This is a genomic window from Streptomyces sp. NPDC093568, assembly GCF_044764945.1.
Lineage (GTDB): Bacteria > Actinomycetota > Actinomycetes > Streptomycetales > Streptomycetaceae > Streptomyces.
Map to the genome: position 1 here is coordinate 18,028 of NZ_JBIWJD010000029.1, position 10,763 is coordinate 28,790.

The window sequence follows — 10,763 nt, forward strand, 5'->3', positions numbered from 1 at the left end:
AGTGGAGAGCTCTCCACTTAGCAAGGGGAGATCTCGTGGTCCGTTCCGACGCCCGTGAGAACAGGGCGCGCATCCTCAACGCCGCCCGTGAGGCGCTGGCCGAGGACGGCGGCACTTCCATGAACCAGATCGCCCAGCGCGCCGGCGTCGGCCCGGGCACCCTGTACCGCAACTTCCCCACCCGCGAGGCGCTGGTGCTGGCCGTCTACCAGGACGAGGTCGCCCGCATCGTGGGCACCGTGCCCGATCTGCTCACCGAGATGCCGCCGCTGGAAGCGCTGCGTACCTGGACGCTCGACCTGGTCGAGGCAATGCGCCGCAAGCACGGGCTCGGTGACGCCCTCAGCCCCGGTGCGCACCAGGCGATGAGCGAGCAGAGCTACGGTCCGGTCATCGCCGCGATCACCGAGCTCCTCGACGCCGGTAAGGAGGACACGAGCATCCGGCCGGACGCCGACCCGGGTGACTTCCTCCAGCTCACCGGCGCTCTCTGGCGCGCCGCCTCCCACCCCGAGGACCGGGCTCCCCGCATGCTCGCGCTCATCCTCGACGGCCTGCGCCCACAGCAGCAGCGCTGAGGGAGCACCGCGATGGCGTGCGGTGGACAGGCTCAGCGGGCCTGCGCGAGGAGTTCCTGGGAGAGGGCCCACAGGCGCCCGGCGTTGTCCGGGTCGACGGCATAGCGGGCGACGCCGTGCAAGGTGCCGGAGCGGCGGACGACCACCTCGCTCTCGTTGCAGTCGACGAAGTAGCGCCCGCCCACGCCTTCGAGAAGCGGTGAGGTGGCAAGCAGGACGGAGGTCGCCGCTCCCTGCTCGACGGTTTTGATCAGATCGGCGGGGACCCGCCCGCTACCGCGCCCGGCGGTGTGCCGTTGCAGGCTCGTGTAGACGGCGCCTGGCATGCACGCGTTGGCGGTGATGTTGTCCGCGGCCCAGCGTCGGGTGGCCTCGACGGCGAACAGGACGTTCGCGGTCTTGGACTGGCCGTAGGCGAGCCATGGATCGTAGGGGCGGAAGGCGAAGTTGACGTCGTCCCACACGATTGGGGACCGCTGGTGACCGGAGGAACTCACAGTGACGACGCGCGCGTTGCCGTCGGCGGCCAGCGCCTCGTGCAGGCCTGTGGCGAGAGCGAAGTGTCCCAGGTGGTTGGTGGCGAACTGCCACTCCCAACCCTGCTTGGTGTACTGCTCGGGGCAGGCCATGACGCCCGCGTTGTTCACCAGTACGTGCAGTGGGCCGCGCCAGGCGGTGGTGAAGGCGGCGACGGAGGCGGGATCGGACAGGTCGAGGTGTGCGAGGTGCACCTCGTGATTGCCGGTGACCGCGGTGATGTCGTTGGCGACGCGCTTGCCAGAGGCCACGCCCCGCACGGCGAGGGTGACTTCCGCGCCTGTGGCGGCCAGAGCCCGGGCCGTTTCGGCGCCGAGACCCGATGACGCACCGGTGACCACCGCCCGACGACCGGTGAGGTCGACTCCTTGCGTCACCTCGTCAGCCGTGCTGGAGAAGCCGAAAGGGGTGGTGATGAGGCTCATGAGCTCATTCCTTGCTATGTCTTGGGGCGGCCGCGCGCAGTCAGGGTGTGAGCATTCGGTCCTGTTCCACAGGAGGTGCACCGCCGTGCCACGCAAGGGCCTTGCCGAACCGGACCAGTTCGCCGTAGAGGGCGGGATCCACGCGCTCGGCGAAGACCAGGTCGAGTACGGCTTCGGCGGCTTGGGCGGGCGACTGGGCCCCGCTGTAGTCGCTGAACCAGGGCCGTGAGGTGGCGGTGTCGACCATGCCGGGACACACAGCAGCGACCAAAGTGCCCTCAGTGAGATCACGTTCGCGGCGCACGGCAGCAACCGCACGAACAGCGGCGACCTGAGCCACCTTGGAGGGCACATTCAGCCACACAGGCCAGCCCGCCTCCTGCGCCGTCCCGTTGTGGACAGCGCTGCGCCAGGACTCGACGGCGTACTCCACCTGGTCCAGGCTCGCTCCGTCGAAGAGTCGGTGGAGCCGGCCATCGAGATGACCGAGCGTACCCAGGCTGCTGGCGACGACGAGCAGCCGGCCGCGTGGGCGCAGTACGGGCCCGAAGGCACGCAAAATCGCGTGCGTAGCGGTGTTGGAGACGTCGATGAACTCATCGGCCCGCTCGGCCTGGGACTCACCGGGCAGAATCCGGGCGACCGCGTTGGAGACCACGATGTCGACCCCGCCGTACTGTGCCTTGAGGTCCCCGGCAAGGCGGGTGATGGCATGCGTGTCGGTGACGTCCAGCACGCGGCCCTCGACGCGGGCACGGGTGTCGGGCAACCGGCCCGCCTCTCGGGCGGCTTCCATCACACGCTGGTGGCTGCGGCCGGTGAGCAGGACCAGATCGTGCTCATCCATACGGGCCGCCAGTCCCTCGACAAGGGCACGGCCCAGGCCCTGGTTGGCGCCCGTGACGAGCGCAATGCGAGAAGCGTTCATGCCTGCCACGCTGAGAACGGCCACCATCATGCGTCCAACGAAAGTTCGGAACATCTGGTATGCGTGATCGTCATGGACTTTGAGGACGTCTCCCTGACTGCCTTGCGCGTCTTCCGCGCCGTTGCCGAACAAGGGACCTTCACCGCGGCCGCCGCTTCTCTGGGGTACACCCAGTCAGCCGTGTCCCGGCAGGTGGCAGCGATCGAGAAGGCGGCGGGCACCACGTTGCTGGAGCGACGGCGCGAGGGAGCACAGCTGACAGCGGCCGGCCGGACCGTCCTGCGGCGCGCGACGGTCGTGCTCGACGAGATCGAAGCCGCCGCCAGGGAACTGTCCGGCCTGCCCGCCTCAGCCGGGACGGTCCGCCTGGGATGGTTCCCCAGCGCGGGAGCCGTCCTGGTACCGCGAGCCCTCGCCGAGCTGCGTCGTACAGACCCGGGCCTGCATGTCGTCACCCGGGAAGGCAGCACTCCGGCACTTGTGCGCGCCCTGAGAGCCGGCAGCCTGGATCTGGCCTTGCTCGGCTCGGCCCCGCCATTTCGCCCACCCGACACGGAAACGCCCCCGCTCGTGGTCGAAACACTCACCGAACGCGCCCTGCGCCTGGCCGTGCCCGCCGCCCATCCGCTGGCCCGCGGCGATTTCATCGACGTTGCGGACCTGCGCGGGCAGCGCTGGATCGCAAGCCCTTCCTCCGGCGAAGACCGCTTGATGGGGGTGTGGCCAGGCCTGGACGAACGGCCCGACATCGCACACACCGCACGCGACTGGCTGGCCAAACTCCACCTCGTCGCGGCCGGCCTCGGGCTGACCACCATGCCCGCAGCCCTCGCCCCGGCAGCACCGCAGGGCGTGCGTGTCCTCCCGGTGCGCGGCGGACCCCAGGAACAACGGAGACTGCTCCTTACCCGACTCCCCAGGCCGCCCGCGGAGCCCGTGACCCGTGTGGCAGCCGCGCTCCGCGCCGCGGCCCTCGATGTCGTCTGATCCCGGCCGGCGCCGCGGAAGAGGCACGGTGGCGGCCGCTGCCCCTTGCGCAGCCCTGCGCCGCGCCGCTGCCGACGCCCTCGTTCAGGGGGCTCTGCGCGCTCAGCAGGCCGACGGTCGTCTTGCCCCCGCCGGTGTTCAGCTTGATCATCACATCTCTGAGGTCACACCGTTGCTGAGCGAGCGCGGCAACCAGGCGCCGGGATGCGCGTCGACCTCACCTGGGCTCCGACTGGACGGACGTGACGTCCGTGGACAACGGGCCGGACGCTACGTCCGTCTCAACTACGGCCTGCGCAATACCAGTTGGGGCAACGAGGAGTCCGCCCCCCAACGTCCCACGCCACCGACGGAGACCGAGGCACCCGCTGGTCCCTCCGCCTACGAGGACCACCAGTGGATCCAGGTCGACCTCGGCTCCTCGCGGACGTTCGACAGACCCTCACGTCCGTGCCGCACCCGCCCGCAACCCGTCCATGACCAGGTCGAGAAGCCGTGCCGCGCGCGGGCGCCAGTCCTCCGTCGGGGTCATCTGCCACAGACCGGCGATGGCGAGGACGAAGTCGTCGGCCGTGACCCCCGGGCGGATGGTGCCTGCCTCCTCGGCTGTGCGGAGCAGGAGTTCGGCTGCCTCGGTGACGGGGGTGGGGGAGGGTTTCACCGGGCCTCCTGGCGCACTGGTGGCGAGGCGCATCGCGTCGGCCAGGCCCGCCTTGGTCATGGCGAACTCGGCCAGTCGGTCCATCCAGGTGCGCAGGGCCTGGTCCGGCGGCAGCTCCTGGAGCAGTTGCGTCGCGCTGTCGGCGACCTGCTGCATCTCGTGGCGGTAGATCTCCAGGACCAGGGCTTCGCGGTTGGGGAAGTTGCGGTAGAACGTGCCCTGGCCGACCCCCGCCTTCTTGGCGATGGCGCTGAGGGGCGCGTCCGGGCACCGCGTCAGTTCGGTCAGGGCGACGCACAGGATGTTTTCACGGTTGCGTTGCGCGTCCGAGCGCAGAGGGGCGTCTTTCTTGTGCTGCACCGTCACTCCTTGAGGCACGTGGCAGGAGCGCACCCTTGCCAAGCGGACAACTGTCCGTTACGTTTTCCGGTAGCGGACAGATGTCCGGTTGGGGTCCACTCTAGCTCCGGACGCGGCAGGCACGTCAGTCCTCTGCCGAAGCCACCGCTGTCCATCTTCCGCGGTGTACCTCATCCACTCCAAGCGCCTCCACAAGCACAAGCGCACCACCATCACCCCCACGCCCCTTTCTGACGCAAGCGGCCCCGATCGCCAGCGTGTCACGTACCACCGAATCACCGTCACGGCGAAGCGCATCCCAGGTGGCCGAGACGGCGCCGCCCAGGTCCACACGCGCGCGACGCTCGGCCGCCCTCGCAAGCACCGCAAGCCTGAAGGAAGTTACTCATGGCCTTATCGACGTCCAGCGTCATCACTCTGCACATCAACGGCGAGAAGCACACGCTGCCCGTCGACCACCGCACCACCCTGCTCGATGCCCTGCGCGAGCGGCTCGATCTGACCGGCACAAAGAAGGGCTGCGACCAGGGGCAGTGCGGAGCCTGCACCGTTCTCGTCGACGGCCGCAGGACGGTCGCATGTCTGCAATTCGCGGTCGCGGCCGAAGGACGTGAGATCACCACCATCGAAGGCGTCGTGGACGGCGATCACCTGCATCCGATGCAGCAGGCGTTCCTCGAACTCGACGGCTACCAGTGCGGTTACTGCACTCCCGGCCAGATCTGCTCGGCGATCGGCATGCTCTCGGAGCACGCCGCCGGATGGCCGAGCGCCGCCTCCGCCGACGTACGTCCCGAGGCCGGGCCACCGCCGCTGACCCCGGACGAGATCCGTGAGCGGATGAGCGGCAACCTGTGTCGCTGCAGCGCCTACACGTCAATTGTTGAGGCCGTCGCGCGTGCCGCCGAGGCCGACGCCTCGTCACCTGTGGACGTGTCGGCCCAGTCCAGGGAGGCCGCGGCATGAGGGAGTTCGACTACCGCAGGGCCCCCGACGTGCCGGGTGCCGTCGCCCTCCTCGACGACGATCCGGACGCCCGCTACCTCGCTGGCGGCACCAACCTGGTCGACCTGATGAAGAGCGGGGTGGAACGCCCCGCCCGCCTCGTCGACGTACGGGAACTGCCGCTGGACCGCATCGAGCCGGCCCCGGACGGGGGACTGCGCGTCGGCGCGACGGCCACCAACAGCGACCTTGCCGCCCACCCCGAAGTCCGCAGGCACTACCCGATGCTGGCCCAGGCGGTGCTCGCCGGTGCCTCCGGCCAGCTGCGCAACATGGCCACGGTCGGCGGCAACCTCCTCCAGCGGACCCGCTGTGCCTACTTCACGGACACGACCAAGCCGTGCAACAAGCGCGAACCCGGCACCGGCTGCCCGGCCATCACCGGCGAGCACCACAATCACGCCATCCTCGGCGCGTCCGAGACCTGTGTGGCCGTACACCCCTCGGACATGGCCGTCGCCCTGACCGCCCTGGACGCCGTCCTGCACTACGAAACCGCCGACGGACAGGGGGAGTTGCCGATCGAGCAGCTGTATCTTCCCGTCGCCGACACCCCGGACCGCGAGACCGCCCTGCCAGTGGGTGCGCTGGTCACCGGCGTCACCCTGCCCCGGGTGCCGGTCGCGGCCCGCTCCCGGTACCGCAAGGTGCGCGAGCGCGCCTCCTACGCCTTCGCCATCGGCTCCGTCGCCGCCGCGCTCGACATCCGCGACGGGGTCGTGCACGACGCACGCCTGGCGTTCGGCGCGGTCGCCTCTCGGCCATGGCGCGCACGCGCCGCGGAGCGGGCCCTCATCGGGGCGCCCGCCACTGCCGAGACGTTCGCGGCCGCCGCCGAAGCCGAACTCGCCGCGGCCCGGCCGCTGCCGCACAACGGATACAAGGTGACCCTGATGCGCAATCTGACCGTGGCCGTGCTGAGCGAGCTCGCCGAGGAGGCCGCGCGATGACCACCACCGCGCGATCGGCTGCAGTACGCGCCGTCGGCACCGGTCACGTCCGGGTGGAGGGCCGGGACAAGGTCACCGGCGCGGCACGCTACGCGGGAGACTTTCCCTTCACCGAACTCGCCTACGGGTGGCTGGTGTTGTCCACCGTGGCGCGGGGCCGCATCCGCGACATCGCCAGCGCTCCCGTCCTGGAGATGCCCGGCGTCGTCGCCGTACTGGACCACCGCAGCGCCCCGCGCCTGGAGACCGACTACGTCGGCGTGCTGGGCATCAGCCCCGACCCCACCTGCGCCGTCTTCCAGAACGACACCGTGCCCCACCTGGGCTGGCCGGTGGCCCTTGTCGTCGCGGAGACACCCGAGCAGGCGCGGGAGGCCGCCGAGGCCCTGGTCGTCGAGTACGAACCGCTGCCGCACGACATCGAGTTCACCGGGGCGCACCCCGACTCCTATCCCGTGGACGGACACATGCCCGGGGTGACGGACAAGGGCGACCTGGAAGCCGAACTGGCCGCGTCGGCCGCCGTCGTGGACGAGGAGTACACCACCCCGGAAGAACACCATCACCCCATGGAGCCCCACGCGGCGACCGCCCGCTGGGACGACGGCCGGCTGGAGGTGGTCGACTCCAACCAGGGCGCCACCTGGGTCGTCGGCGAGCTGGCGAACCTGTTCTCGCTGGATCCCGCGTCGGTGCGGGTGCGTTCGGAGCACGTCGGCGGTGGCTTCGGCAGCAAGGGCGTACGTGCCCACCAGGTGGCGGCGGTGATGGCCGCGACGATCCTCCAGCGTCCGGTGCGCGTCGCCCTGACCCGGCCCCAGATGTTCGCGCTGGCCGGACACCGCAGCCCCACCGTCCAACGAGTCAGGCTCGGCGCCGACGCCGATGGACGCCTGCGTGCCCTTGACCACCGCTCGGTGAGCCGCACCGCCACCGTGTACGAGTTCGTCGAGCCGAGCGCCGGCGTGGCGCGGGTGATGTACGACGCCGACGCCCACCACACAGAGAACCGCGTCGTACGCCTCGACGTGCCCAGCCCCACCTTCATGCGCGCGCCCGGTGAGGCTCCGGGGGCCTTCGCGCTGGAGTCCGCGCTCGACGAACTCGCCGAGAAGTGCGGGATCGACCCGATCGAACTGCGCCTGCGCAACGAACCGGACAAGGGCCCCGTCTCCGGCCTGCCCTTCGCCAACCGCAACCTGCGCGCCTGCTTCGAGGAGGGTGCTCGCCGTTTCGGCTGGAGCGAGCGCGATCCCCGGCCGGGTGTGCGGCGCGAGGGCCGATGGCTGCTGGGCACCGGCACCGCCGCCGCGTCCTTCCCCGCCGGCGCGGCCCCCTCGACCGCCGCCATCACCGCCGAGGCCGACGGCCGCTTCACCGTCCGGATATCGGCCGCCGACATCGGCACCGGCGCGCGGACCGCGCTCAGCCTCGTCGCGGCCGACGCCCTCGACGTCGTACCGGAGCGGGTGACCGTGCGGATCGGGGACAGCGAGTTCGGCTTCGCGATGATCGCGGGCGGTTCGATGGGCACCCGCTCCTGGTCCATGGCCATCATCGCGGCCGCCCGGGAACTGCGGGAACGACTCGTCCCCGGCATGGTCATCCCCGCCGAAGGGATCACCGCGCGCTCCGACACCACCGCGCAGATCGCCGCACTCGCGAACACGGAACGGCACTCCTACGGCGCCCAATTCGCCGAAGTGGCCGTGGACCCGGCCACGGGTGAGGTGCGCGTACGACGCATGCTCGGCATCTTCGCCGCCGGGCGCATCGTGAACCCGCTGACCGCACGCGGCCAGTTCACCGGCGGCATGATCTGGGGCATCTCCATGGCCCTGCACGAGGAGGCCGTGCGCGACCCTGCCTTCGGCGGTCCCGTCGGCGCCGACCTGGCCGGTTACCACGTGGCCACCCACGCCGACGTCCCGCGCATCGAGGCGGACTGGGTGGACGACACCGACCCCGACGATCCCGTCGGCATCAAGGGCATCGGCGAGGTCGGCATCGTCGGCGCCGCGGCCGCCATCGCCAACGCGGTCTGGCACGCCACCGGCGTACGACACCGCAGCCTGCCCATCCGCCCGGACCGCGTCCTGACGGCAGGCCGCGATGCTTGACCTGCTGCCGGAGCTGAAGGACTGGCTGGCCGAGGGGCGTGATGTCGCCGTCGCCACCGTCGTGTCCGTCGGCGGCAGCGCCCCGCGGGGCCCCGGTGCGACCCTCGCGGTCGACCGGGCCGGCACGGTCATCGGCTCGGTGTCCGGTGGGTGCGTCGAGGGCGCGGTCTACGACCTGTGCGCCCAGGCCCTGGAGACCGGGCAGAGCGTGCTGGAACGCTTCGGCTACAGCGACGAGGACGCCTTCGCCGTAGGTCTGACCTGCGGCGGGGTCCTCGACGTGCTGGTCACGCCCGTGCTCGCGGACACGCCCGTCAGGGCGCTGCTGTCCTCCGCCCTGGACGTGGTGGCCCAGGGCGAGCCGGTGGCCATGGCCCGCGTCGTCCAGGGCCCGGCGGCGCACCTCGGTGCCACCCTGCTCGTCCACGGCGACGGCTCCACGGAAGGCGGCCTCGGCATCCACGAGGACCTCGACCACACGGCCGCGACACAGGCCCTGGCCGCCCTCGACGCCGGACGCACCGGCACGGTGGAGCTGTCGCCGGACGGCTCGCACTGCCCCGACGGCCTCACCCTGCTCGTGGAGTCCAGCACACCACCGCCGCGGATGATCGTCTTCGGTGCGATCGACTTCGCCTCGGCGCTGGTGCGGGTCGGCAAGTTCCTGGGCTATCACGTCACCGTGTGCGACGCCCGGCCGGTCTTCACCACACCGGCACGCTTCCCCGAAGCGGACGAGGTCGTCGTGGACTGGCCGCACCGCTACCTGCGAGGCGCCCGGACCGACGGACGGACCGTGCTGTGCGTCCTCACCCACGACGCCAAGTTCGACGTCCCCCTGCTGGAAGTCGCGCTGCGGCTGCCGGTCGCGTTCGTGGGCGCGATGGGCTCGCGCCGTACCCACATCGACCGGACCCGCAGGTTGCGGGAAGTGGGCCTGAGCGAGACGGACTTGGCTCGCCTGAGGTCACCCATCGGGCTCGACCTCGGAGGCCGCACGCCCGAGGAGACCGCCTTGTCGATCGCCGCGGAGATCGTCGCGACCCGCAGAGGCGGAACGGGCCGCCCGCTGACCGGTTCGGGAACACCGATCCACCACAGGGCAACGGCCCCGGCTCTCTCCCACCGCCCACCTGGCGAGCGGGAAGCGGCCACCGGTGTCACGGACCTAGCTTCCTAACGAGCTCGTGCACGGTAAGTGAAACGGATCACGTCGAGATCGGGCGCCGCGTCGTCGCGGGTGAGCCCGGCCCGCAGGGTGCAGGGTCGGTCGTGGCCGGTGCAGGCGGATTCGGGAATGTCGTCGTCGGCGCTGTTGACGAGCAGCGTGGTGGGGAGAGCCGCGAGCTCGCTCCCCGCGGGACCGCTCGGCGCCTCCGGCGACCTGGCGCTGGGCCCCTTGAGGGCGGGGGCCGAGACGCCCATGCCCTGCCAGCCCGGTCGCGTGCCCTAGTTGCCCAGATGGGGAGCGGAGGGCGGCTCGGCGGCGAAGGTCCGCCCACGGTCCTCCGATGCGCCGACGGGCGTCAATGCCCCGAAACGCGCATTGTGAGGCACCGGGCACCGGGCGCCGAGCGGGGCTGCGATGGGGGTGGCCGGCATCCCGAACTTCCGCCGCAGGCGCATCGGGACCGCGTCATGCGACGCCATGCGCATCCCGCCAGGCGTGCTGCTACAAGCCGGGTGTCTGGCGAAGATCCAGGAAGCAGCGCAGCCGCACCCCCCGGCTCGCCGGGCACCCGCGTTGTTCGTTCCGCCGGGGCGATCGCGCAACGTCCGGCGAGCAGCGCCTGGATCGCGAAGGCGGTTACGTCATCGGCGGCCGCGACCTCCACCACGGCCAGCGCCGGCTCTGCCACACGTGCTTCGTTGATCGACCTCATACACGGCACCACGCGGGCGCGACCTGGGCGGTCTGCGATCAAGAGGACATCACCCGACTGGGCCGCCGACGGACGATCTGAGGGTCAGGTTGATCGCCGCCTCGGCCACCAGGGTGCGTCTCCTGGGACGGTCCTACCCACACCAGCTCCGACACCGTTCTGTCCGTACGCCGCCCCGAGTCCGACCCGCTGCACTTCCGCCAGGCGTCGGGCGTCCACGCCGCGGGTGTCGTATTAGGGTCCGTCTTCAAACGGATCTTGCCCAGAGCAGGAACGACGCGAGATTGACCGCTGCTTCGTAGGAGGTGGCGGTCTTGTCGTATCTGGTG

The 10,763-nt window shown here is 70.9% G+C and carries 11 protein-coding genes; 6 read left to right on the forward strand and 5 right to left on the reverse strand.

Translation table 11 applies throughout. From position 1 onward, the window contains the following. Positions 1 to 35 precede the first annotated feature (35 nt). Positions 36 to 578 carry a TetR/AcrR family transcriptional regulator gene (locus ACIRD7_RS42225; RefSeq protein WP_403461380.1) on the forward strand — a complete coding sequence of 181 codons (543 nt, stop codon included), beginning with the start codon at positions 36 to 38 and terminating at the stop codon, positions 576 to 578. Positions 579 to 610: 32 nt separating this feature from the next. On the opposite strand, the gene ACIRD7_RS42230 is transcribed toward ACIRD7_RS42225, so the two are convergent. Continuing rightward, the gene (locus tag ACIRD7_RS42230; RefSeq protein WP_403461381.1) at positions 611 to 1,540 is read right to left on the reverse strand and encodes an SDR family NAD(P)-dependent oxidoreductase; all 930 of its coding nucleotides are present in this window, start codon (positions 1,538 to 1,540) and stop codon (positions 611 to 613) included. A gap of 40 nt (positions 1,541 to 1,580) precedes the next feature. Next, positions 1,581 to 2,468, reverse strand: coding sequence for an SDR family NAD(P)-dependent oxidoreductase (locus ACIRD7_RS42235; RefSeq protein WP_403461391.1), 888 nt, complete (start codon positions 2,466 to 2,468; stop codon positions 1,581 to 1,583). Positions 2,469 to 2,540: 72 nt separating this feature from the next. Between ACIRD7_RS42235 and ACIRD7_RS42240 the strand changes: the two genes are divergently transcribed. After that, the gene (locus ACIRD7_RS42240) at positions 2,541 to 3,455 is read left to right on the forward strand and encodes a LysR family transcriptional regulator (RefSeq protein ID WP_403461392.1); all 915 of its coding nucleotides are present in this window, start codon (positions 2,541 to 2,543) and stop codon (positions 3,453 to 3,455) included. Between the two features lie 442 nt (positions 3,456 to 3,897). Here the strand turns inward: ACIRD7_RS42240 and ACIRD7_RS42245 are convergent, their stop codons facing one another. After that, positions 3,898 to 4,476 (reverse strand): TetR/AcrR family transcriptional regulator, encoded by a 579-nt coding sequence (locus ACIRD7_RS42245; protein WP_403461382.1) that lies wholly within the window; start codon positions 4,474 to 4,476, stop codon positions 3,898 to 3,900. A 387-nt stretch (positions 4,477 to 4,863) separates the two neighbouring features. On the opposite strand from ACIRD7_RS42245, the gene ACIRD7_RS42250 reads away from it, so the two are divergent. From ACIRD7_RS42250 to ACIRD7_RS42265, 4 genes are read left to right on the forward strand one after another with little or no spacing between them, the layout of a single operon-like run. Continuing rightward, positions 4,864 to 5,442: a 2Fe-2S iron-sulfur cluster-binding protein gene (locus tag ACIRD7_RS42250; protein WP_403461383.1), complete on the forward strand. Its 579-nt coding sequence runs from the start codon at positions 4,864 to 4,866 to the stop codon at positions 5,440 to 5,442. Next, on the forward strand, positions 5,439 to 6,431 hold the full coding sequence (locus ACIRD7_RS42255; protein WP_403461385.1) for an FAD binding domain-containing protein: 993 nt from the start codon (positions 5,439 to 5,441) through the stop codon (positions 6,429 to 6,431). The genes ACIRD7_RS42250 and ACIRD7_RS42255 overlap by 4 nt, the downstream gene beginning before the upstream one ends. After that, complete coding sequence (locus ACIRD7_RS42260; RefSeq protein ID WP_403461386.1) at positions 6,428 to 8,551, forward strand: xanthine dehydrogenase family protein molybdopterin-binding subunit; 2,124 nt, start codon at positions 6,428 to 6,430, stop codon at positions 8,549 to 8,551. The genes ACIRD7_RS42255 and ACIRD7_RS42260 overlap by 4 nt, the downstream gene beginning before the upstream one ends. Next, positions 8,544 to 9,731 (forward strand): XdhC family protein, encoded by a 1,188-nt coding sequence (locus ACIRD7_RS42265; RefSeq protein ID WP_403461387.1) that lies wholly within the window; start codon positions 8,544 to 8,546, stop codon positions 9,729 to 9,731. Before ACIRD7_RS42260 ends, ACIRD7_RS42265 begins: the two co-directional genes overlap by 8 nt. Here the strand turns inward: ACIRD7_RS42265 and ACIRD7_RS42270 are convergent. Both ACIRD7_RS42270 and ACIRD7_RS42275 read right to left on the reverse strand, forming a co-directional pair. Beyond that, a complete protein-coding gene (locus ACIRD7_RS42270; RefSeq protein ID WP_403461388.1) occupies positions 9,728 to 9,976 on the reverse strand; it encodes a hypothetical protein in 249 nt (82 codons plus the stop codon). The two genes, ACIRD7_RS42265 and ACIRD7_RS42270, sit on opposite strands and share 4 nt — an antisense overlap. Before the next feature lie 101 nt (positions 9,977 to 10,077). Continuing rightward, complete coding sequence (locus ACIRD7_RS42275; RefSeq protein WP_403461389.1) at positions 10,078 to 10,434, reverse strand: DUF6207 family protein; 357 nt, start codon at positions 10,432 to 10,434, stop codon at positions 10,078 to 10,080. Positions 10,435 to 10,763: the final 329 nt, after the last annotated feature.